The organism is Bacillus sp. FSL K6-1338 (genome assembly GCF_038006965.1).
In the GTDB taxonomy this organism is placed as follows: Bacteria; Bacillota; Bacilli; order Bacillales; family Bacillaceae_G; genus Bacillus_A; species Bacillus_A thuringiensis_S.
Genome location: NZ_JBBOWI010000001.1, coordinates 1,501,953 through 1,524,393, shown reverse-complemented (window position 1 = coordinate 1,524,393; position 22,441 = coordinate 1,501,953). Strand labels below are relative to the sequence as shown.

Below are 22,441 nucleotides of genomic sequence, written 5' to 3'. Positions count from 1 at the left end.
CTTTTTACAAATGAAAGGGATTTTATGTCATATCACTCATTTTGCTGTTCCTACTCCATTTAAAACATACTTTGTAATAACTGCATATACAACGACTGTACCTGCTACTAATGCATATACCATACTTACGCACCAACCTTTTTTGATAATGATTATCACTTTTGAATACAGTTTATCATTAAAGAGAATCATTATCAACACTTTTCATAAAGAAAGCCCCTTATAGGAAGGAGCTTTACTGCCTGTTTTGAAGAAGGTTAAAACTTGTTGTGCACTCTTATTATATCTCATAATACGCATCTTAACAGTTTTAAAAATTGGAAATTACCTATATACCCTCTTCTTTACATTTTGTATAATAAAAGGGAATTACTTAACAAGGAGGAAAATAATGACACAAAACATTTCACAAGGCGAGAGGATACATTCCATCGATATTATTAGAGGAATAGCTGTATTAGGTATTTTTCTTGTTAACTGGCCAATTATTGCCGGGGTTGACTCACGTGATATTACAGGAATTTACGAAGGGATAGACAGCTATATTCGCCTATTTTACGATATGTTTATTCAAACGAAATTTTATACAATTTTTTCGTTTTTATTCGGATTAGGTTTTTATATTTTTATGAATCGTGCTGAGGCGAAGACCGATCGTCCAAAAACTTTGTTTGTTCGCCGCTTACTTATCTTATTATTATTTGGGTTCTTACATTACGTTCTTTTATGGGACGGTGACATTTTACATACTTATGCAATTACCGGGTTTTTCTTATTTTTATTTTACAAAAGAAAGACACGTACTATTTTAATATGGTCAATTGTACTATTAAGTTTCATGCAATTGTTCACATTATTAGGTTCTCTTGTCATGTTATTAGTGCCGGTAGATGAACTAGGCCTTTCCATAGCCATTATGCCGTTAGAAAACTGGGGCTTACAAATTACAGACAGATTCTATTCTTTCTATTCTGAAGCAATAAGTAACAGTCTTATTATGCTTCCTGAAACACTAGGATTGTTTTTACTCGGATTATATGCCGGTAAAAAAGACATTTTCCGCCGTGCTAAGGAATTAGATCCAAAACTTAAAAAATGGCAAATCATTATGTTCATTTTAACATTACCGATGTGGTTTATTATGGTTTACTTCTTTATGAACAATCAACCATACACACCATTTTCACTTATGGGTATTACGATGATAAGCGGAAAGACATTGTTCATCTTCTACATTGTCACGTTAATGCGTTTATTACAAAAAGAAAAATGGCAAACAGTATTACGTCCATTCCAATACGTTGGACGAATGGCGTTAACGAATTACATCTCACATACAATTGTTACATTACTTGTATTTGGGCTACTATTCAAAAATGATTATCTTGCTCCATTATGGGTTGGACCACTATTCTGCGTCGGTTTCTACACGTTACAAATCTTTATTAGCCGCTGGTGGCTTTCACATTACCAATACGGGCCACTTGAGTACATTTGGCGTCTTGGTACTTACGGGAAAATGATGCCACTTAAAAAGAAAAGCAAGGTCTCATAACGAGACCTTGCTTTTTTACGCTTCTCTTACTGCACTTTGCATAGACACCGGCTCTTCTTTTACTTTCACTTTGCGCTGCGGCACCATATTAAATACGATATTTAACAATACTGCTGATGCACTTCCAAGTACAATTCCGTTATCTGTTAAAATACGAATGCTTTCTGGAAGTTGTGAGAATAATGTAGGAACGACTGTTACGCCAAGCCCAATTCCAACAGAACATGCAACGATTAATAAGTTTTCTTGTCTTCCAAAGTCAACGCTACTTAACATTTTAATACCATATGCCATAACCATACCAAACATTGCGAGCATAGCACCGCCAAGTACTGACTTCGGAATAATTGTTGTGATAGCTGCAATTTTCGGAATAAACCCAAGAGCGATTAACATACCACCGCAAGTATAAATAATAACGCGATTTCTTACTCCAGTTAATTGAACAAGTCCTACGTTTTGAGAGTATGTTGTATATGGGAACGCGTTAAAAATACCACCTAACACCATCGCTAATCCTTCTGCACGATACCCTTTTGTTAATTCTTTTTCACCGATTTTTTTATTGCAAATATCAGATAATGCAAAGTATACACCTGTTGCTTCTACAATCCCTACACAAGCAACGAGAATCATTGTAATAATTGGTGTTAATTCAAATGTTGGTGTACCGAAGTAAAATGGCTGAATACCATGGAACCAATCCGCCTCTCCAACTGCTTGCAAGCTTACTTTCCCCATAAATGCTGCAACGATAGTACCGAACAACAAACCTAATAGAATAGAAATTGAACGGATAAACCCATCAAAGAAACGATACATAATGATGATAAATAATAACACGCCAAATGCTAACGCTAAGTTTTCAAGACTTCCGAAATCTTTGCTTCCTACTCCACCAGCCATATCATTAATAGCGGCTGGAACAAGTGTAACTCCAATTACTGTAACGACAGACCCTGTTACAACTGGTGGAAACAGTTTTACAAGCTTTCCAAATAATTTCGCAAAAATAACAACGAATAACCCGGCAGCAATAATTGCCCCATAGATAGAAGACACACCGTATTGTTTTCCAATTGCAATCATCGGCCCAACCGCTGTAAATGTACAACCAAGTACAACTGGGAGTCCAATACCGAAAAAGCGATTTGATAATGCTTGTAAAATTGTCGCAACGCCGCACATTAATAAATCAATTGAGACTAAGTATGTTAACTCTTTTTGATTTAAACCAAGTCCGCCGCCTACAATAAGCGGTACGATAATTGCGCCAGCATACATAGCAAGCATATGCTGCATACCAAGCGATGCAATTTTAAATGGATGCTGCTTCATTGCTTATTTCACCTCCGCAGTTTCATGCTGTACAAATGCAACTGTGCCGTTATCAAGTGATGCAATTTCTGCTAGTGATTCAACACGAACGCCTTGTTCACGAAGCTTCTTTCCTCCATCTTGAAATGCTTTTTCAATAACAATTCCAATTCCTGCAATACTCGCTCCAGCTTGCTCTACTAAACTCATTAAACCTAAAGCAGCCTGACCGTTTGCTAAAAAGTCATCGATGATTAATACACGATCATTTTCATCGATATGATTGCGAGATAATGAAATTTCATTCGTTTCTTGTTTCGTAAATGAGTATACGTTTGCAACGTACATATTATCTTGTAACGTTAACGATTTACGTTTTCTTGCAAAGATTACTTTTACACCAAGCTCTAATGCAGCCATAACTGCTGGTGCGATGCCTGAAGATTCAATCGTTACGATTTTTGTAATGTTCTCTTCTTTAAAACGTTTAGCAAATTCTTTTCCAATCTCTTGCATAAGTACTGGGTCAATTTGATGATTTAAAAATGCATCTACCTTTAATACGTCACCAGATAAAACCTTTCCTTCGTTCAAAATCTTTTCTTGTAATACTTTCATGTTTGTTCCCCCTCTTATGCAATAAAAAACTCCAAAAGCCGCCACCACTCGTTACAAGTGAGAGACGCGCTTTTGGAGTTTCGCAAAAAAGAATGCTAAACAAGCAATATATTCGTCCTCACTCATAGTCAAAGTATTTACGGTACTTCGGTAGAAACTTGCAGGCCATATCCCCGCGATTATATGAGTGTAGCTAACTATTTATTTTATAGATGGATTATAACGCACTTTTTATACTTTGAAAAGTATTTATTAACAAAACACGTACAAATTTTATAAAAACATCATTTTCGTTCGAGTTTTGTAAACTCTTACATATTATTTCAAAGCGTCGTTAAAACAATTGGCCCATCTTTTGTAATTGCAATTGTATGCTCATATTGCGCTGATAATTTCCCGTCCATCGTTCTTGCAGCCCATCCATTTAAATCTACTTTCGAATATCGCATACCTACATTTACAATTGGCTCAATTGTAATTACCATTCCTTCTTGCAACTCAGGCCCTTGTCCTTGTTTCCCAAAATGAAAAATTGCTGGTTCTTCATGGATCTCTTTACCTATTCCATGTCCCGTAAAGTCTCTTGCGACAGAAAAACCTTCATTTGCTACGTAACTCTCAATTGCATACCCAATGTCTCCTACATGATTACCGATTACCGCCTGATCAATCCCTTTATACAATGCATTCTCAGCTACTACCATTAACCTTTCCGCTTCCTCAGAAACATTTCCAACTCTATACGTCCAAGCAGAATCTGAAAGACCACCATTTAAGTTTACTACCATGTCAATTGTTACAATATCTCCTTCATTTAAAGGAACATCGGCCGGAAACCCATGACACATTTCATCGTTTACAGATGCACATATCGCATATGGATACCCATTGTAACCTTTCTGTTCAGATGTGGCACCATGCTGTTTTAAATACATTTCAACAAACGTATCAATCTCTTGTGTCTTTATACCTGGCTTTATCATTTTCGCAATTTCTTTATGACATGAAGCAAGTAATTTTCCAGATTCATGCATCAAATCTATTTCATTTTTCGTTTTAATTGTAATCATACTACCTCTACCTTTCCTTGCTAAACCTACTATTTACTACTAAAATTCTATCATACACATCTTCTTCCACAATTTCCAATTACAAAAGCAAATATCCTTTATCTCTATTTTCCGAATATAAATTTTTAGTTAATTCGATTTTTAAGATATTATATCTAGTATTTTTTATTGATATTTACTTATAAACAAAGTATAGTGTTACCATACTATTAAAAGGAGGATTATTAAAGATGATGCACGCAGGAAGACTACGTCAGCAAACTTTGAACAATAAGTAACTTAATATGTTCAAAGGCTCTGTTTTCATAAAGCAGAGTAAACGGGATTAGTCTGCACATTTTTAATAATCTTCAACGGAAGAGTACACTTTCCACATGAAGAAAGGCAGATATACGTCTGTCTTTTTTTCGTATATTTTTTCATACAAAGAGAGGCGTTTATTCATTATATCCTCGTTTACTCTTAACCACAGACAGAAGCTCGTCTGTGGTTTTTTTATGATTACATTTCCTTATATCTCGCTACTTTAATCATATTGATGTAGTTAGAAACAATTAGTAACAGAAAACATTAAAATTAGAATAAACATTTGGAGGAAATGGGAATGAATACACTTAAAGTTAAACAATTAGCAAATAAGGAAGGACTAAATATATTAGAAGATTCAATAGTAATTAATGAATCTGGCGTTGACTTTCAAGTAGCACACGTTAAAGAACAAAACGGAGATAAATGGATACTAAGAATTCCTCGTAGACCAGAATCTATGAGACATGTCCAACGAGAAAAAAAAGCATTAGAACTTATGAAAAAACATGTAGAATTCCAAGTTCCTGATTGGTCTATATTCTCTGAGGAACTAATCGCTTATAAACAACTAAGTGGCGTTCCTGCCGCTACTATCGATATAGAACGACAAGAATATATATGGAACTTTAATGAAAAGAATGCACCAACTGAATACAATATTTCATTAGGAAAAGTTCTAGCGAATTTACACTCATTACCTCAGCAAAAATTTAATAATATAGGTGTTGAAATTCTTACTGCTAATGAATTAAGAACTTCTATGAAACAAAGGATGAATCGAGTGAAGGAACAATACCACATCAATCAAAACTTATGGGATCGTTGGCAAGCATGGCTAGCTGAAGACTCTTTTTGGCCATCTCATGTAGGAGTAAAGCACGGGGATATACATCCAGGTCATATCCTGATTGATAAGAAAAATAATGTAACTGGCTTAATCGATTGGACAGAAGTAGGGATAGCTGATGTATCTATCGATTTCGCTTCCCATTATCTGCTCTTTGGGAAAGATGGACTAACAAAGTTAATTAATTCTTATGACAATTCTGGCGGTAAAACTTGGTCAAGAATGGATGAACATATTATCGAACTTCTAACAACAAATAGTATCACTGTTGCTGAATACGCTCAAGTATCAGGTTTGAAAGACATGCATGAAATAGCTGTACACATGCTATCAACTGAAAGTTAATGAAGTTGCAAAAAACAGAAGAACCCTCTTCTGTTTTTTGTTATTTTCCACATATATAATTCATTTTCAAAAACTCAAAACAACTACCGTTTGTTTTTTGTATAAACGTCCCAACTGCTTCAAACCCTGCCCTTTTATATACTTTAATAGCTCTCTCATTAAATTTCACTACTGATAGTGTTATATAATTGCACCCATATTTTTCTTCACTAAAAGCTAGTCCCGCATTCACGAACTGTAAACCAAATCCATTGCCAGTTATATCAGGTCTCATTCCAAGTCCTATATCAACCGTTCCATTATTCATTTTACAAACAGTAAAAAAACCAATGAGAGTGCCATTTTCCTTTACAGAAAACGTATGATTCCCTCTACTCTCATCATGTAAAAACTCATCTAAATCTTCTTCATCTGCCGCTATATCATAAAAAGAATATTTCCCTTCATAGTGCCAGTTATATGCAATCTCTTCCGCTTCTTCTTGCGTCATTACTGTATATGTATAAAGCATTCTTTTATCCCCCTTAAAAAAAGAGCTGCAATTAAGCAGCTCTTTTTTATAACTCATAAATTTCTTTATACTTCGCTTCTAAATAATCTGCTAAGTAGTTTGCATTTAATCCTTCGCCTGTCACATCTTCTAAAATTTCAAGTGGCTTTTTCGTTTTACCGTATTGGTGAATATTTTCTGTTAACCATTCACGAATTGGTGTTACGTTTCCTTCTTCTAATAATGCGTCAAAGTTCGGAATGTCTTTTAACATTCTTTGCTTAAACTGTGCTGCATACATGTAACCAAGCGCATAAGATGGGAAGTATCCAAATGAACCACCAGCCCAGTGAACATCTTGCAATACACCTTGTGCATTATTTTCCGGACGAATGCCTAAATATGCTTCCATCTTATCATTCCAAGCTGCTGGTAAGTCCTTCACTTGTAATGTACCATCAAATAATTCTTTCTCAAGCTCATAACGAACCATAACATGAAGCGGGTATGTAAGCTCATCTGCTTCTATACGAATGAATGACGGTTTCGATTCGTTAATTGCATCATAAAACTCATCAACTGACATATCATCAAATTGACCATTGCTATACTCTTTTAATAAATCATAATTCTTCTTCCAGAATGATTTATTACGGCCGATAAAGTTCTCAAAGAATAATGATTGTGATTCGTGAATACCCATAGATGTACCACTGCAAAGTGGTGTACCTTCAAATTGTTCTGCAATATTTTGTTCATATACTGCATGACCACATTCATGAATTGTTCCAAAAACAGCCATACGAAAATCTTTTTCATCATAGCGTGTCGTAATACGAACATCCCCTCTATTTAATGTAATTTCGAAAGGATGTACTGTTTCATCAAGACGACCTGCTTCAAAGTCATAATTCAATTGCTTCAATAATTCTAATGTAAAGTTCTTTTGTTTTTCTTTTGAAAATCGTTCCGATAAAGCACTTGTTTTTAATCCTTTTTTAGACTCAGAGATTTCTTTTACAAGCGGTACGATGCGCTCACGAAGTTGACCAAATACGTGATCTAAAACTTCCACTGTAATACCTGGCTCATACATATCTAATAATGTATTGTATTTATATGTTTCATAACCCCAATATGTAATAAATTTCTTTTTAAATTCCACAATTTTTTCTAAGTACGGGCGGAACATTTCGAAATCAGATTTTTCGCGAGCTTCTTCCCACACACTCTCCGCTTTCGCTTCTAATTTCACATAAGCCTCATATTCAACTTGTGGAATTTTTTTATTTCTATCATATTCTTTCCGGCACTCTTCAACCATTTTCTTCGTCGTTTCAGAAAGTTTATCTTCGCGTATTAAAGCTTCAAGCTCTGTTAAATAGTTTCCCATCTCATCTGAAGTCGACATAGCAAACACTTCTGACGAAAGCATACCAATTACTTCAGAACGCTGATCCACACCTTTTTTTGGTGCACCTGTTCTTAAATCCCAAAACATTAAACTTAATGCTTCTCCATAATTCTGTATCTTCTTCACGTATGTTAAAAATTGTTTTTCTACTTCATATGTAGCAACTGTCATCGTATAAAAGCCTCCTTTTTCTACCTCAAACTTAATTCGACACGGAAACATAAATTCCTTTTATAATAGAAAAAAGCTTGGCAAGCGCCAAGCTTTTTCCTTATAATTCTTTACCTTCTACTGGCAGTACATTTTTCACAGCTGCAACTACTTTCTCATCTTCTGAATCAGATAAGAAGATTGATATAGCACCTTTATCGTCGCTCGTACGAATTAAACGTCCGATCCCTTGACGAAGTCGTAAAATCATATACGGTACATCTACATCCCAGAATGGATCATTTACGTGCTTACGTTTCGCTTCAAACACAGGATCGTTTGGAGGGAATGGTAATGACCAAATGATAACATGTGATAATGATGAACCTGGAATATCTAAACCTTCCCATAAATGAACGGCACAAAGTACAGTCTCTTCTTCATTTTGGAAACGAGAAACGAGCTGACTAATTTCCTGATCTCCTTCATATAGGAACGGAACTGACATTTGTTCTTTACTTACATATTCTTTAAACGCTGCAAGTTCTTGTGTTGTACGGAATAATACAAGCGTACGTCCATTTGTTTTTTGTATATTTTCAAGTGTATATTGACACTTTCTTTCCCATTCATTTTCTTTCGTATGCGATAGTAAGTTTACCGCCATTTGCTCCTCATAATCAAACGGTGAGGCAACTGAGAATGATAAGTAATCTTTTACCCCTAGACTATTTGCTGTAAATGCGAATGAATCGTTGTTCGATAATGTCGCAGAAGAGAAAATATACGGGATTTTCTTCGAGAATACTTTCTCTTGTAACACCTCTTCAACTGCACGCGGCATAATAACTAACGTGAAGGCACCATCACCTTCTTCACCCCATGTAATTACATTTTTCTCGTGCATAAACAGACGAAGTGAATGTTCTAACACATCTAAATGCTCATCAACGATATTTAAGTCATACGTGTTTACTGTATGCATTTCACTTTCAAATACTAATGCATCACCGACTTCACCAATTTTTGCATAAAGTCGCTTCGCTTCAGCTGTTACTTTTTCTGTCACAGTAATTTCTAAACGATCAGAACCGGCAATTTCCTTTTTATTCTCTTGTAACACATCAAAGAATCGCTCTGTTTGCCAAATTGTTTCTTCTACTAAATGTGCAAACTCCTCGCGAATATCGTTTTGCAACAATCTCGTTAAAAGTTGCTCCATCATCGTTTGCTTTAAACGGTATGTTAAAGCTTTTTGAGCTGCATATTCTACAAGATGTCCTTCATCGAATACAACGCAGCTACTTTCTGGTAATAATGGAATTTGCCCTTCACGCTTACGAGCATCGTACGTCCAAATATGATCCATATAGAAATCTTGAGAACAAATAATTAAATCTGCTGCTTTACGATAATGTTCACGAGAAAGAGTTTGTCCACAGCGATGACGAGAATCACAAGTAAAGCAATCTTGGAAGTAATCCCAATTTACTTTTGACCATTCTTCGTCATTTAAAAGTGGAAATTCTTTTCTGTCACCATAGTGAGTAAAGTTTTGCATCGTACCATGATCGAATACAAACTGTGGTAACTCGTAATATACGTCTTCAATTACTTCTGGAGCTCGTCCACTCATAACATCTTCAAGTTTACGTAAGCATAAATAATTATCCATTGATTTTGCAAGCCTTACATCAACAGATAGCCCTAATGCTTCAGATAACTTAGCAATGTCCCCTTCTTCTTTCACAAGCTGCTCAATTAACGTTTCATCTGCACAAGCAATAATAGCTGGTTTCCCAGTATAACGCGCGTAACAAATTGCATATAGAAGATATACAATTGTTTTCCCTGTTCCTACACCCGCTTCTGCGAACATAACTTTCTTTTCTTGGAAAGCGCGTTCTAACTGAAACGCCATAAAAATTTGTTCATCACGCTCTTCAAAGCCTTTTTCCGGAAGGATGTCGTAAAATACATCTCCAATCCACTCATTCAACTTATCATAAAAATTATCTTGTTTTCCTACTTCAAATGGTAATCTCTTCTCAGTAAACATCCTTAGCCTCCAACCAAAAAGTTTTTCTATAAAAAGATAATAGCAACTGCTACGCATATGTATGCATTTGCTTTCCCCTGTTGCCATACATAGAAATTCACGAAAAAAAATTTTCCTTTCGAAAAAGGAAAATTTTCTTCTATATTAATGACTTTAAATACCGTTTATCAATCGCTGTTTCATGTGAAAGAGCTGACAAATATTCTTCTTGTGCTTTTTGTATTTCATCTACAATCGCACCTTGACTATCCACTTCTTTTCCGAGCTCATCATACGTACGGTGAATAGCTTTTTGAATCATTGATAATTGGAAACTATCCATATCACTTCCTCCTTTACGCATTACATAATAGCCAGTATATGCGCGCTGAAGGAGTTTTATACTATGAATTACGCGGTGGACGTTTTCCGAAGTATTGGTAGTAATCTGTACGGATAAATCCGTTAAACAGTTTACGCTTCTTCGACGCATCTTTTCCGTAACACTTCTCAAATGCTTCGTAGCTTGTTAATACATACGCTGACCATGTATCTAACGGACGGAATACTTGTCCCATTTCTTTATACAGTTGTTCAACGAGTGCTTTTTCACTTAAACGTTCTCCGTATGGAGGATTCGTTACAACGTAGCCATAATCCTCTTTTGTTGTGAAATCTTTTACCTGCATTTGTTTAAATGTAATTAAATCACCTAAACCTACTTCTTCTGCGTTATCTTGAGCAACTCGAATCATACGATGATCAATATCTGATCCTATGATTTGTAATCGTTGATCATAGTTCGCTAAATCTTCAGCTTCTTGACGCGCTTCACGCCAGTTTTGTTTACCTACCCAGCCCCACTCATCTGATGCGAAACCACGGTTAAATCCTGGCGCAATGTTTTGCCCAATTAATGCCGCTTCAATCGGAATTGTACCTGATCCACAGAATGGATCAACAAATGGACGATCTGGCTTCCAGTTTGTTAATTTAATTAAAGACGCAGCTAATGTTTCTTTTAACGGAGCTTCCCCTTGATCCATACGGTATCCACGTTTATGAAGTCCAACACCACTCGCATCAATTGTTAATGTTGCAATATCCTTGAGCATTGCAATCTCAATACGGAATAACGGACCATCTTCTTCAAACCAAGTTGTACGTTTATATGTTGTTTTTAATTTTTCAACGACAGCCTTTTTAACAATACGTTGGCAATCCGAAACACTGAATAATTCAGATTTTAAAGATTTACCGATAACAGGGAACTCGCCATTCTCTGGAATATAATCTCCCCAGTTTAATGCTTTCGTTTTTTCAAATAGCTCATCAAATGTTGTTGCTTTAAATTCGCCAACTTTAATTTTTACACGATCCGCAGTACGTAACCATAAATTCGTGCGACAAATCGCCTTTTCATCTGCTTCAAATGTTACTTTGCTGTTTTCTACTTGACATTCATAACCAAGATCGCGAACTTCTCGGGCAACTAACGCTTCAATACCCATTGCCGCTGTTGCAATTAAAGTAACTTTTCCCATTTGCATTCACCTCTTATGTATATTCAAACAATAATTAATAGCAATTGTTCCTATTAATCATTACATTTTACGAAAAATTTTCTCATTAACCATTTTAACTCATACTTTATAACTTCATACAAATAAAAAGCCCTCCTCTAACAAAGGAGAGCTGAGTTATTTCATAGTTGGTTCATAACGTTCTGTAAGCCATGTTCTGTTCCTTTGTACTACAAACGGCCCACGCCTCGTACTCCGGTGGCAATCATCTATCTACAGGTTATAAAACCTGTCCTTTCCCGTCGTTCATTTCCTTGGAAAAGATTCCCCTACCATTATTTGGGTTTCTCGCTCGTGGGGTTTACCTCGTTCCACTCCTATCATTTCTTCAAGGACTTCGTCACTGTGGCACTTTAAAGGTAGTCAAACCATATCCGAAAGGACTTAGGTTTTTTCCCTGCCGTTAAACCAGCCTTACAGCCAGAATACCCTAGCTTATGAATTGGCTAGGCACGAACACTACAGCCATCTCAGGCCGTGCGAGCATGGACTTTCCTCTACAACGTTGGCGTTGCAGCGATTACCCAAACGTTATGACATCCATTAGTATAGTGGAAACAAAAAGATTTTGCAACGTTTTTTTCTATGTAAAATGCTTAAACCTTTTCCCACCTTACATCATTCGTATAACTTACTTCCAAATACAGCTTTTTCTAAGTTAGATAAGCGTTTTAAAATATCCGTATTCGTGTTGTTATAAACCGGTTGTGCAACTGGTGTTTGTACAGGTTGTTGTGGAACTTGCGTTACTGCTAGTTTTTGTTCCTCTAATTCACGCTTTAAACGAGCATTTTGTTGCTTTAATTGCTCAAACTCTTTGTGGAAAGCTTCATAGTCTTTAATGATCATATCAAGAAACTTATCTACTTCTTCTTGCTGATAACCTCTCATACCTGTTTTAAATTCTTTTTCTAAAATATCTTTCGCTGTTAATTTAATTTTATCCGAAATCATTTTCTTCACCTCAAATTTTTACCAAAACTTTCATTAACTAAATTTTTTCAGAAACAATGCTTTTTGTCAATCATATATACGAGTACTATATTACATATTACTCTGCATTATTCCACTGTTCCTCTTCTATTATATCTTGTAACTCAGAAAAAAGAATGAAATAACTGTGATAATTTTCTATTTCCCCTTTTTTCTTTGCTGTTTCTACAATATATTTGGGACTTCCTGGTTTTTCTTCATCGTATACCGCTAAAAGTGCATCACTTTTTTCAATAAAAAATTGATTTTTTAATTTAAATTGCTCTGGGCTTTCATACTTCCGTTTCGTGATACTATCAACATGGTCTGCTTGAGAAAGAATAAATTCGTAATATTCACGATTATCTTCTTTCCAATTTTCTTCTTGTTCTAAAAACGGAGTGAATACCGCTAATTTTAAATCTGGATATTCTACTTGAATTTCAAAAACAACTTCAGCAGCCCATAATTCTACACCTAACTGGCCGCTTATTATAACCCATTCTAAACCATCTTCTACAAAAGTGGTTAATTTACGGTGTAATGCCTTTTTTATACACCCCACCCCTGGATGATCATTTTTAAATATTCCAAGTTCAAATGGCTTATATCCTGTTACTGCAATAACTTTCATATCAACACTCCAATTACAAAAAAAGAACTAGCATTTCGCTAGTTCTAACATATCATTTACTTTTTAAATATTCCACCAACGTTTGGTCCGATATTTGGACCTACTGGTGATACATTGTTTGGTAAAAACGGTGATACATTTGGTCCTGGTCCAAACGGTGATACATTCGGTCCTGGCCCAAATGGAGATATTTGATGAACGTGGTGATGATGACCATGGCCACACGGTCCACATCCACCGCCGAATCCTGGGTCGATTGGGTCCACAACATTTACATTTGAATTTGTTTGTGGGAAGAAGTTTTGGTTTTTAATTTGTTGATGATGTACATGTGTTGTATGTGTTGGGAAAATGTGTGGCACCACCGTTGTTGAAAAAGAGTGTGTTACGCATTGTTTCGTCGGATGAACGACAGGAGCAGTTGTACAAATAGGTCCTACAGGCTTATGCCCTCCAAAACAAGGATGACAATGATGCATAGTTTTTTCTCTCCTCTCTCGTTAAAAAAATCTGATTACACTTTACAGTATGAGAAAAGAGAGAAAGCCGTTTGTTATATATACCCATTTATTACAAGGAAATTTGTCTAGTCCTTTATTTCATATACCATACTTTCATAGACAACTCTTCAACATTACTTACCAAAAAAGCCTCCAACTTGCTTTACAATACCTGTCACCTGATTCATCGCATTCATCATTTGTCCAGCTGTATTCATCATTTTATTTACATCATAGTTACCATCGGATGTTTTAAATTGAGAAACAAAACTAGAAAACTGACTTGGCTGTTGTTGCTTTTGTTTACTCTGCGTCGGGTACGGCTGTTTTGGTGGATAAAACATCGCTTGTTGATTAGCATAGGGCGATGGTGGTGGCATATAATATTGCGAATTCATATAAGGCTGCTGCTGTTGTTGATTCATGTATGGTTGCTGAGCTTGTGATTGTTGAGCTTGATTCACATAAGGTTGCTGCTGTTGTGATTGTTGAGCCTGATTCACATAAGGTTGCTGCTGTTGTGATTGTTGAGCCTGATTCACATAAGGTTGCTGCTGTTGTGGTTGAGCTTGATTCATAAACGACACTTCAAACGGTTGATAATAATTTTGATTTCCATAATAAGGCTCGAAAGGATACATATTATACCGTAAATATGTATCCGTATTATATTGGTACATATTTTGCTGTGCATATGGATTTGTTTGCTGATATACGTTAGATTGTTGAAACATGCATTCTCTCCTCCTTCACATAAGTTTCTACATATATAATATGTACCTATAAAATAATATGTGTGATGGAGTATCTGTCTATTTTTGTCGGAAGTTTAAATTTTTAAAAAATTAAAAAAGAAAACCCTTCCATGCTATGATAATTAAGAAGAAGATTCTCATGGGGGAGGAATCAACATGGTATTAGGGGATTTAAAACAAGCGTTTTCTCAAAAAAAGGGGTATTGCACAGAGAATGCAAATGAATTATTAGACTTTGCGAGACATTGGTATCTCGAAGGAAAAATATGCATTTCAGATTATCGAACATTAATAAAAGAATTAGAAATAAACGGCGCAACAAAACCTACAACAATGACAGAAGCATAAAAATAACAAGAGGGTTCTCCCTCTTGTTATTTACATTGCTCAACTATATTTTGCAAAGTATACGAAATGGCTTGGTGTGTTTCAAAGAATCGTTTACCTTTACCTTTATTTACAAAACATTGTAACACATTCGTTTGTAAATTATCGTATACTTGATCAATTTGCTGTACATGTATATACTTTGGCTTTTCTTCTTTAATCCACGTATAAGCTAATTCTTTCCACTTCTTTAATTCCTCATCTACCATGTCTACAAATGGTTTCATATCCTTATAAAAGTCGTATTCGATTAGTTCTCTTTTTTTTATATTCGCTTCATTATTATACTGCATGAGTTTTTCTGAAGACTGTATTAATGCTTCATTCTTCATCTCTTTCCCACCTTATTATGCACTCACTACGACGTTTTGAAATGTCTTTACCCAATTCCCTTTTTCTTCGTGATGCACTAATTTATTTTCCATATGTTCAATATGCATTTCTGTTATTTCTATCTTATTACATATTTTTTCACTCGCATCCTTTAATGCATGATTCATTCTAATCCCTATATTCATTTCCAGCAAATCGAGAGAACTTAACATTTGATCCATTTTTTTCATTACATCTTCCTTCTGAACCATCGCCATATACAAAACGCCTCCTTCTTTGCTTTTCCTTTGTCATGTAATTTCGCCGAACGATTCACCACTCCTGCCCACATGACAAAACTAGTTGTTATTCGTCAAAGAAATCATTTCGTATGTCATTTATAGAAATGGTAACAATACAAAAAGGAGGTGTAGTACAATGGCAAAGAACAAAAATGAAAAAAAGAAAAACCAAAACAAACAACAAAATAAACCCGAGACTGGCAATCCAAAGCTAGATGGTCCAAACTTCCCTGCTACATAAAGCGAGACTTTATTACGTACGGTTAAATTTCAAGTCACCCTTAATCTCCTACTAGCATTACGTTTTGAGATTAAAGTCGTAGCAAGCATAGCAGGATTATTTCAAATTAAGAAGTCCCGTCTTCAAAATGGACGACGGGACTTCTTTTTCATTATATCATGAACTCATCCATCCTTTTAACGAAACGATTTACGATAGATATCCTATAGATTTGTTCCCTCTTTCTCCTATACCATTCTGTTATATTAACTTCCTCTTTAGGTTCTTCAAGTACAAATAGCACATTCATTTTCATATTTGCACAAAACCAATCTCTCATTTCTATTTCTTCATGTAAAACAACAGGATAACTATCTCTAAGTGCTGGCGTACACGATTTTCTAGTTTCCTTTGAGTAAAATTCATAATCTTCTCTAGACCCAGTATGTGTAGTTTGCACTGCAAACTTATAAAACGAACCATTATAAATTGGATGAAACAATAACCATGCTAATTTTTTTCCCAGTTCTATACGCTGTTGTAACGTTTCAAATTGATAAACCGAAAATCCATACATCCTCCCTTCAATTGTTGGGAAGATAACTGCACTAATATGAAATCTTTCTTGTACTTTAAAAAGTGCAGTATGGAATACATGTTTTTTAAAATATGTGCTCTCAATGACTGGTTTTTGAATTTTATTTTGTTCATTTATAATAAGGGCTGTTATAAGCCTATTCATATCTCTTTTCTCCCAGAAAAGTAACCATTCTTTTTCCATAAAAATTGATACGCTGAAATATTGCAACAAATGAAAGAGAGGTGTACGTCTCTTCTTACTTTCCTCATACAATAATAGCTGAGGAAAGGCATCTAAGAAAATAATCCAATTAGCTTGTTCGTACAGAAGAAATAAATGTTTTTTTACCGTTTTAGGTAAAACAGTAGCATAATATCTCCCTTCTAAATCGGTCATATTCCATCCCGCATTTCTCGAAACCATACTCGCTAAAAAGGCCCACCTGATTTCACTATTTCTTAAATAATATTCTTGATAAGATTGTGTCCGAGAAATATTGTCCACATTAGCTATTTCTGTTTTCTTTGTAATATTGCGAATGATTGCTTTTTCTTCCTCTGTACAAAACTTTTTTTCTCGATTTTGTTTAATTTTCATATAATCATTCCATGTCAACATAAATAAGTCATCATACCTTTCATCAAAAAGGTCACATCTTTTTTCATTTTTTGATATAATCACCTTTGTAAGTAATTCTTAGTAAGTTGGGAGTGGACACACTATGACCATTCGTTACCCAAATGGAAAAAGGTATAATCAAGCTTCACAACCTCAAAAAACACCTATAAAAACACATACTTATAGCAACAGAGGTATGTCCCTTGAAGAGGAATTGAATGAAACAAATCAATATTACTTAACCCATAATATTGCATGTGTACATAAAAAACCTACACCTCTTCAAATTGTAAAAGTAGATTACCCCGCTCGAAGTGCTGCAGTGGTAAAAGAAGCGTATTTTAAACAACCTTCTACAACAGATTACAACGGTGTATACAAAGGGAAATACATCGATTTTGAAGCAAAGGAAACAAAAAATAAAACTAGTTTCCCACTTCAAAACTTCCACCTTCATCAAATAGAACATATGAAGCAAGTGGTTGCTCATAATGGAATTGCATTTGTCATTATTAAATTTACACTTTTTGATGAATTTTATTTATTAGATGCAAAACATATTATTGCATTTTGGAATCGTCAAAATACTGGTGGACGCAAGTCGATTACGAAAGAAGAAATAGAAGAGCATGGATCCTTATTATCATGCGGTTATCACCCTCGGATTGACTATATCCGTGTACTAGACACGGTTTATTTTTCGTGATAGAGTCATCACTAAGGCTCTTTTTTCGACTTTTGGGGAGAGAATGAAAGGTAGGAGAAAGTATAATGTCAGATAATTATCGTTCTCGTACAGAACGAAATCATGTGAAAAATCAAGAGAAAAAAACACATAAAGAAGAAAAACCAAAGAAAAAAGGCTCCTTTTTCAAGAAATTCCTTATAGGTTGTCTACTTCTTGGTATCGTTGGTCTCGTAGCCGGCGTTTCCGCTTTCTTTGTTATGGTAAAGGACGCTCCAAAATTAGACAAATCCAAACTTGTTAATCCTTTATCAACAAAGTTTCTTGATAAAAACGGGAATTTCTTCTATGAATACGGTGCTGAAAAACGAACGCATGTTACTTATGATCAAATTCCAAAAGTAGTTGAAAATGCATTCCTTGCAACTGAGGATTCGCGTTTCTATGATCATAATGGAATTGATTTTAAACGAACTACAAAAGCAGTTATGGAAAATGTCACTGGTGGTTTCGGTTCCCAAGGTGGTAGTACGATTACACAGCAAGTCGTTAAAAACTATTTTCTAACGATGGATAAAACTGCTAAGAGAAAAGTACAAGAATGGTACTTATCTTATAAATTAGAGCAACAATACTCTAAACATGAGATTTTAGAAATGTACTTAAATAAGATTAATTTAGGTAACCGTTCATATGGTATTGCGACAGCAGCGCAAAAATATTATGGTAAAGATTTAAAAGACTTGCAATTACATGAAGCTGCTATGCTCGCTGGTTTACCCCAAGGTCCAAACATTTATGATCCAACAAAAAAGGAAAATGTTGAACGAGCAACAAATCGTCGTAATGTTGTATTATCATTAATGAATCGACATGGTTATATAACAAAAGAAGAAATGAATAACGCCGTTAAGATCCCAGTAACAGAGGGCCTTCAACCGTCTTCAGAAGTAACTGAGATGAAGTATCAAGCATTTTTAGATGCGGTTGTAAAAGAAGTTGAAAAAGAATATCCTGATGTAAATATCGGTTCAGATGGTTTAACGATTCATACAACACTTGATCAAGATGCTCAAGATTACGCTGACAAAATTATGGATGGCAATCTTATTAAGTATCCAGACGATCAATTCCAAGGGTCATTCGTATTTATGGATACACAGTCTGGAGAAGTTCGAGCAATTGGTGCTGGACGTAAAGAAAGTAAGTCTACTTTCAAAGGTCATAATATGGCAACTGATTTAAAACGCCAAGTTGGTTCAACAATGAAACCAATTTTCGACTACGGTCCGGCAATTGAAAATTTACAATGGTCTACATACCATCAATTAAACGATTCAGAGTATACGTATTCCAATGGTAAAAAAATACAAAATGCAACAAAGAGCTACAAAGGTGACGTTTCACTACGTGAAGCTTTGAAAAAGTCATTAAACATTCCAGCTTTAAAGACAGCACAAACAGTTGGTCTTAATAAGTCAAAAGAATTCGCTGAAGGTTTAGGCATGACCTTTAAAGAAGGAAAAGTCTACGAATCAACAGCAATCGGTAGTAACGAGGGGTCTCCATTGGAAGTAGCAGGTGCATATGCAACCTTCGGTAATAGTGGTAACTATAATAAACCACACTTCGTAAAAGAAGTAACCTTCCCGGACGGGAAAAAGAAAAGCTTTAAACCTAAGGAACAACGCGCAATGCAAGACTATACAGCTTACATGGTTACTGACGTTCTTCGTGACGTAGTAAAACCTGGTTCTGGTGGTACAGGTCCAACAGCATACGTTTCAGGTGTTGACGTAGCAGGTAAAACAGGAACACAAAACTTTGATGCATCAGTTCTTCAAAAATATGATATCCCAGCTGATGCAAACAGAGATAGCTGGTTTGCTGGATATACACCACAATACACAATGGCTGTTTGGACTGGTTACGAAAAAGATGGTCCAAAAAATTATGTTAGTGATCGCTCCACTAGAATTGCACAGCAAATGTTCCAAATAATGATGAGCAAATTCGCTACAGATAAATCACGCTTTGAACGTCCTTCTTCTGTACAAGAAATAAACGGAGAGTTATACGTTAAAGGTGCGAAAAAAGATGCAATTAAACAAATTAAAGTAGATGCCCCTAGTGGTCTGAATGTCACTTTTGATGGCGCTAGCACAGTTACACTAAACTGGTCTGGACCAGCAGAAGTTGACGCATATGCAGCCAGCTATAAAGCAACTGACGGTTCAAGTGGTAGCCTATCAATAAGTGGTACGACAGCTACTCTTGGTGGTATTAAACCAGGTGTTACTTACAGCTTCTCTGTAGTAGCGAAAAAAGGTACTGGAACAAGCCCAGCAATTGGTGCATCCTTCACTGCGCCTGGCGGAACTCCAGATGCGAAAAAAGCTGATGAAGAGGCTAAGAAAAAGGCCGATGAAGAAGCTAAGAAAAAAGCTGATGAGGAAGCCCAGAAAAAAGCTAATGAAGATAAAGTAAAACAAGACGAAGCTAAGAAAAAAGCTGATGAAGAGGCTAAGAAACAACAAGAACAGCAGCAACAAGAACAACAACGTAAACAGCAAGAAGAAGCTCAAAAGAAAGCTGATGAGGAAGCTAGAAGAAAAGCTGAAGACGAAGCTAAGAAAAAAGCTGAAGACGAAGCTAAGAAGAAAGCTGAAGAAGAGGCCAAGAAAAAAGCTGAAGACGAAGCTAAGAAACAACAAGAACAGCAACACCAAAATACCGGAGGAGATACACCTCAGGCAGACGGTGCTGTTGTTACAACAGAGTCCTAATAAACAAAAAAAGAAGTCCGTTTCTCTTAACGAGAAGCAGACTTCTTTTTTGTTATCATTTTCTTTACAAACAGCTTTTCTATTTCGATATATAACTGCGCTAATTGAATATAAGAATGATAATTACTCGGTTTCTTTATAATGAATGAATACCTTTCCATAAAATTAACAGGTTGCACTTTTAATTTATTCGTATTTATTTGCATTTCATTCAAACTATGAACAGGTTGCTCATTTAACCAATAGACAACCGATAACAAGTGAGCTGCAAAAAGAATCATTGGCCCCTCAGCCTCTTGCTTATCTCTATTTCGAAACAGTATAGCAATGTCTTCATGCTTATTTTTCCATACATTCAACACTGCTGGAATACTGTTTTCAATTTCCTTCCATGGCTCATACTGTCTTTCAATATCAAATATAAAGTAAGTATTTTGTATTATTTCTTCAAAAGACTCGTCTGTATGATACTCAATTGAATTTACGCTTTCTTTAAAAAATGGTAAGCAATGAAATTCTTTCGGTATTTCTATAACTCGCTCCATCCTTTATTTCACCTTCATTCGCTTCTTTCCTTCACGACATACTTCTAACAGCCTGCACTCCTCACATTGCGGTCGTTGTGCTTTACAGTGATAACGTCCAAAGAAAATCATACGATGATGCGTAACCCCCCACTCATCCATCGGTACTTTCTTCATTAACGTTTTTTCTACTTCTAACACAGAGTCTTTCCATCTACAAATCGCTAATCGTTTACTCACTCGCTCCACATGTGTATCAACAGCAATTGCCGGAATCCCAAACGCTACGGAAACTACAACATTCGCTGTTTTCCTTCCTACACCTGGTAATTTCGTAAGTTCATCTCGATCGCTCGGTACCTCCCCATTATAGTCATCTAATAACATTCGGCATAATTTTTGAATGTTTTTTGCTTTATTTCTATACAATCCGATAGAGCGTATATCTTGTTGTAATTCTTCTAGAGAAACACTTAAATAATCTTCTGGTGTTTTATATTTTTGAAATAAATTTCTTGTCACTTTATTTACAAGTACATCTGTACATTGTGCAGATAACGCCACCGCGATTACAAGTTCAAATGGATTGTCATGAACCAATTCACAATGTGCTTCTGGATACATATCCGCCATTGTGTCTAAACAATAACGGATTTGCGTTTTGTTAAGCATATTTCCCCTCCTATATTACTGCTCCAACCAATTATAAAAAGGCACTTTTCCAGTAAATTTCGTCTCTTGTTTTGTCATTTGTTGTGCTCTTTGTTGATTCGCTCTAAATTTTTGACCTTGATTTTGAGCCTGATCTACCGTTTTAATTCCATTCTTTTTCCACTCAAATAAAATACGATCAATATATCGGAAATTTAGTTTTCCACTCATTACAGCTTCTCTAAGAGCCGCTTGAATTAAATTTGGATGATGTTGATCTTGGTCCTCCCACATTCCTAACGTTTCACATTCGAACGGCGAAAGTGGTCTTCCAAATTCTTTTTCGAATACTGTATATAAATTTACTTGCAGCTGTTTTTTTTCTTTTTGCTCTTCCTCTATTGATTCATCCATTAAGAAATGTAATATTTTTTCCCATAACGGTTGTAAAGAATAACTTTCGCACATCATCGCTTCTGATCTTTGTCCACCTTCTAGTGATAAAAAACCTTTTTGAATCAACGCCTGAATTATTTCCATACATTTCATTTCTGTTATCGTCATCCGTTCAGAAATCTCTGAAGGAGTCGGAAACGAATTACCTGATTCTAAAAATGTATGTATATGAAGTACAACCATAAATTCCGTCTCATTTAAACCTAATTTTTTATAATGCATCATAAGCAATTTTGGAATTGCAATGCTTCCCTGCTCAAACCACTGTAACATCATTTTCTTTTTCATCACCAAACACCTCGCTCTCTAGTATAACACACCTT

General features: G+C 35.5%; 25 protein-coding genes, 1 other RNA gene and 1 riboswitch. Of the genes, 6 read left to right on the top strand and 20 right to left on the bottom strand.

The genetic code is table 11. The features are described 5' to 3' along the window. Window positions 1–36: 36 nt before the first annotated feature. Window positions 37–192: a hypothetical protein gene (locus tag NZ044_RS08105; protein ID WP_000600126.1), complete on the bottom strand. Its 156-nt coding sequence runs from the start codon at window positions 190–192 to the stop codon at window positions 37–39. 199 nt (window positions 193–391) lie between these two features. Here NZ044_RS08105 and NZ044_RS08100 point away from each other — a divergent pair, with 199 nt between their 5' ends. Continuing rightward, window positions 392–1,555, top strand: a complete 1,164-nt coding sequence (locus tag NZ044_RS08100) for a DUF418 domain-containing protein (RefSeq protein ID WP_000193087.1) — start codon at window positions 392–394, stop codon at window positions 1,553–1,555. Window positions 1,556–1,570: 15 nt separating this feature from the next. On the opposite strand, the gene pbuX is transcribed toward NZ044_RS08100, so the two are convergent. The 3 genes from pbuX to NZ044_RS08085 all read right to left on the bottom strand — a co-directional run bounded on the left by pbuX (window position 1,571) and on the right by NZ044_RS08085 (window position 4,560). Beyond that, on the bottom strand, window positions 1,571–2,893 hold the full coding sequence (pbuX, locus tag NZ044_RS08095) for a xanthine permease PbuX (protein WP_000809215.1): 1,323 nt from the start codon (window positions 2,891–2,893) through the stop codon (window positions 1,571–1,573). 3 nt (window positions 2,894–2,896) lie between these two features. Next, window positions 2,897–3,490: a xanthine phosphoribosyltransferase gene (locus NZ044_RS08090; RefSeq protein WP_000866481.1), complete on the bottom strand. Its 594-nt coding sequence runs from the start codon at window positions 3,488–3,490 to the stop codon at window positions 2,897–2,899. Between the two features lie 105 nt (window positions 3,491–3,595). Next, window positions 3,596–3,697, bottom strand: a riboswitch (purine riboswitch). A 116-nt stretch (window positions 3,698–3,813) separates the two neighbouring features. Continuing rightward, window positions 3,814–4,560: a type I methionyl aminopeptidase gene (locus NZ044_RS08085; RefSeq protein WP_000628412.1), complete on the bottom strand. Its 747-nt coding sequence runs from the start codon at window positions 4,558–4,560 to the stop codon at window positions 3,814–3,816. A gap of 604 nt (window positions 4,561–5,164) precedes the next feature. Here NZ044_RS08085 and mphL point away from each other — a divergent pair. Next, the gene (gene mphL, locus NZ044_RS08080; protein WP_081143526.1) at window positions 5,165–6,061 is read left to right on the top strand and encodes a macrolide 2'-phosphotransferase MphL; all 897 of its coding nucleotides are present in this window, start codon (window positions 5,165–5,167) and stop codon (window positions 6,059–6,061) included. Between the two features lie 40 nt (window positions 6,062–6,101). Here the strand turns inward: mphL and NZ044_RS08075 are convergent, their stop codons facing one another. The 10 genes from NZ044_RS08075 to NZ044_RS08030 all read right to left on the bottom strand — a co-directional run bounded on the left by NZ044_RS08075 (window position 6,102) and on the right by NZ044_RS08030 (window position 14,576). Beyond that, window positions 6,102–6,572 (bottom strand): GNAT family N-acetyltransferase, encoded by a 471-nt coding sequence (locus tag NZ044_RS08075; RefSeq protein ID WP_000967501.1) that lies wholly within the window; start codon window positions 6,570–6,572, stop codon window positions 6,102–6,104. Window positions 6,573–6,618: 46 nt separating this feature from the next. Continuing rightward, the gene (ypwA, locus tag NZ044_RS08070) at window positions 6,619–8,136 is read right to left on the bottom strand and encodes a carboxypeptidase (RefSeq protein ID WP_000215085.1); all 1,518 of its coding nucleotides are present in this window, start codon (window positions 8,134–8,136) and stop codon (window positions 6,619–6,621) included. A 100-nt stretch (window positions 8,137–8,236) separates the two neighbouring features. After that, a complete protein-coding gene (locus NZ044_RS08065; RefSeq protein WP_000493696.1) occupies window positions 8,237–10,174 on the bottom strand; it encodes an ATP-dependent DNA helicase in 1,938 nt (645 codons plus the stop codon). A gap of 139 nt (window positions 10,175–10,313) precedes the next feature. Continuing rightward, a complete protein-coding gene (locus NZ044_RS08060; protein ID WP_000376895.1) occupies window positions 10,314–10,496 on the bottom strand; it encodes a DUF3921 domain-containing protein in 183 nt (60 codons plus the stop codon). A gap of 61 nt (window positions 10,497–10,557) precedes the next feature. After that, a complete protein-coding gene (locus NZ044_RS08055) occupies window positions 10,558–11,697 on the bottom strand; it encodes a THUMP domain-containing class I SAM-dependent RNA methyltransferase (RefSeq protein WP_000521224.1) in 1,140 nt (379 codons plus the stop codon). A gap of 180 nt (window positions 11,698–11,877) precedes the next feature. After that, window positions 11,878–12,268: RNase P RNA component class B (gene rnpB, locus NZ044_RS08050), an RNA gene on the bottom strand. An 86-nt stretch (window positions 12,269–12,354) separates the two neighbouring features. Further along, on the bottom strand, window positions 12,355–12,690 hold the full coding sequence (gpsB, locus tag NZ044_RS08045; RefSeq protein ID WP_000622431.1) for a cell division regulator GpsB: 336 nt from the start codon (window positions 12,688–12,690) through the stop codon (window positions 12,355–12,357). A 97-nt stretch (window positions 12,691–12,787) separates the two neighbouring features. Continuing rightward, window positions 12,788–13,342, bottom strand: coding sequence for a DUF1273 domain-containing protein (locus tag NZ044_RS08040; protein ID WP_000862927.1), 555 nt, complete (start codon window positions 13,340–13,342; stop codon window positions 12,788–12,790). A gap of 56 nt (window positions 13,343–13,398) precedes the next feature. Beyond that, complete coding sequence (locus tag NZ044_RS08035) at window positions 13,399–13,821, bottom strand: CotD family spore coat protein (RefSeq protein ID WP_118961697.1); 423 nt, start codon at window positions 13,819–13,821, stop codon at window positions 13,399–13,401. A gap of 155 nt (window positions 13,822–13,976) precedes the next feature. Beyond that, on the bottom strand, window positions 13,977–14,576 hold the full coding sequence (locus NZ044_RS08030; RefSeq protein WP_118961696.1) for a YppG family protein: 600 nt from the start codon (window positions 14,574–14,576) through the stop codon (window positions 13,977–13,979). Between the two features lie 177 nt (window positions 14,577–14,753). Between NZ044_RS08030 and NZ044_RS08025 the strand changes: the two genes are divergently transcribed. Beyond that, the gene (locus NZ044_RS08025) at window positions 14,754–14,945 is read left to right on the top strand and encodes a YppF family protein (protein ID WP_000242652.1); all 192 of its coding nucleotides are present in this window, start codon (window positions 14,754–14,756) and stop codon (window positions 14,943–14,945) included. Window positions 14,946–14,971: 26 nt separating this feature from the next. Here NZ044_RS08025 and NZ044_RS08020 read toward each other — a convergent pair whose 3' ends face one another. Together NZ044_RS08020 and NZ044_RS08015 are read right to left on the bottom strand one after the other, a co-directional pair. After that, window positions 14,972–15,316: a YppE family protein gene (locus NZ044_RS08020; RefSeq protein ID WP_000786936.1), complete on the bottom strand. Its 345-nt coding sequence runs from the start codon at window positions 15,314–15,316 to the stop codon at window positions 14,972–14,974. A gap of 15 nt (window positions 15,317–15,331) precedes the next feature. Beyond that, complete coding sequence (locus NZ044_RS08015; protein WP_001252036.1) at window positions 15,332–15,574, bottom strand: hypothetical protein; 243 nt, start codon at window positions 15,572–15,574, stop codon at window positions 15,332–15,334. Between the two features lie 85 nt (window positions 15,575–15,659). On the opposite strand from NZ044_RS08015, the gene NZ044_RS08010 reads away from it, so the two are divergent. Continuing rightward, complete coding sequence (locus tag NZ044_RS08010) at window positions 15,660–15,839, top strand: hypothetical protein (RefSeq protein ID WP_003277508.1); 180 nt, start codon at window positions 15,660–15,662, stop codon at window positions 15,837–15,839. Between the two features lie 151 nt (window positions 15,840–15,990). On the opposite strand, the gene NZ044_RS08005 is transcribed toward NZ044_RS08010, so the two are convergent. Further along, window positions 15,991–17,016, bottom strand: coding sequence for a DUF2515 domain-containing protein (locus tag NZ044_RS08005; protein WP_003277507.1), 1,026 nt, complete (start codon window positions 17,014–17,016; stop codon window positions 15,991–15,993). Window positions 17,017–17,119: 103 nt separating this feature from the next. On the opposite strand from NZ044_RS08005, the gene recU reads away from it, so the two are divergent. Both recU and NZ044_RS07995 read left to right on the top strand, forming a co-directional pair. Then, on the top strand, window positions 17,120–17,722 hold the full coding sequence (gene recU / locus NZ044_RS08000) for a Holliday junction resolvase RecU (protein WP_000155599.1): 603 nt from the start codon (window positions 17,120–17,122) through the stop codon (window positions 17,720–17,722). A gap of 65 nt (window positions 17,723–17,787) precedes the next feature. Further along, window positions 17,788–20,487, top strand: coding sequence for a PBP1A family penicillin-binding protein (locus tag NZ044_RS07995; protein WP_017762953.1), 2,700 nt, complete (start codon window positions 17,788–17,790; stop codon window positions 20,485–20,487). Window positions 20,488–20,513: 26 nt separating this feature from the next. Here the strand turns inward: NZ044_RS07995 and NZ044_RS07990 are convergent, their stop codons facing one another. From NZ044_RS07990 to dnaD, 3 genes are read right to left on the bottom strand one after another with little or no spacing between them, the layout of a single operon-like run. Further along, window positions 20,514–21,032, bottom strand: coding sequence for a YpoC family protein (locus NZ044_RS07990; RefSeq protein ID WP_000442661.1), 519 nt, complete (start codon window positions 21,030–21,032; stop codon window positions 20,514–20,516). Between the two features lie 3 nt (window positions 21,033–21,035). Beyond that, window positions 21,036–21,683, bottom strand: a complete 648-nt coding sequence (nth, locus tag NZ044_RS07985; RefSeq protein WP_000933035.1) for an endonuclease III — start codon at window positions 21,681–21,683, stop codon at window positions 21,036–21,038. 15 nt (window positions 21,684–21,698) lie between these two features. After that, complete coding sequence (gene dnaD / locus NZ044_RS07980; RefSeq protein WP_000728537.1) at window positions 21,699–22,406, bottom strand: DNA replication protein DnaD; 708 nt, start codon at window positions 22,404–22,406, stop codon at window positions 21,699–21,701. Between the last annotated feature and the right edge of the window lie 35 nt (window positions 22,407–22,441).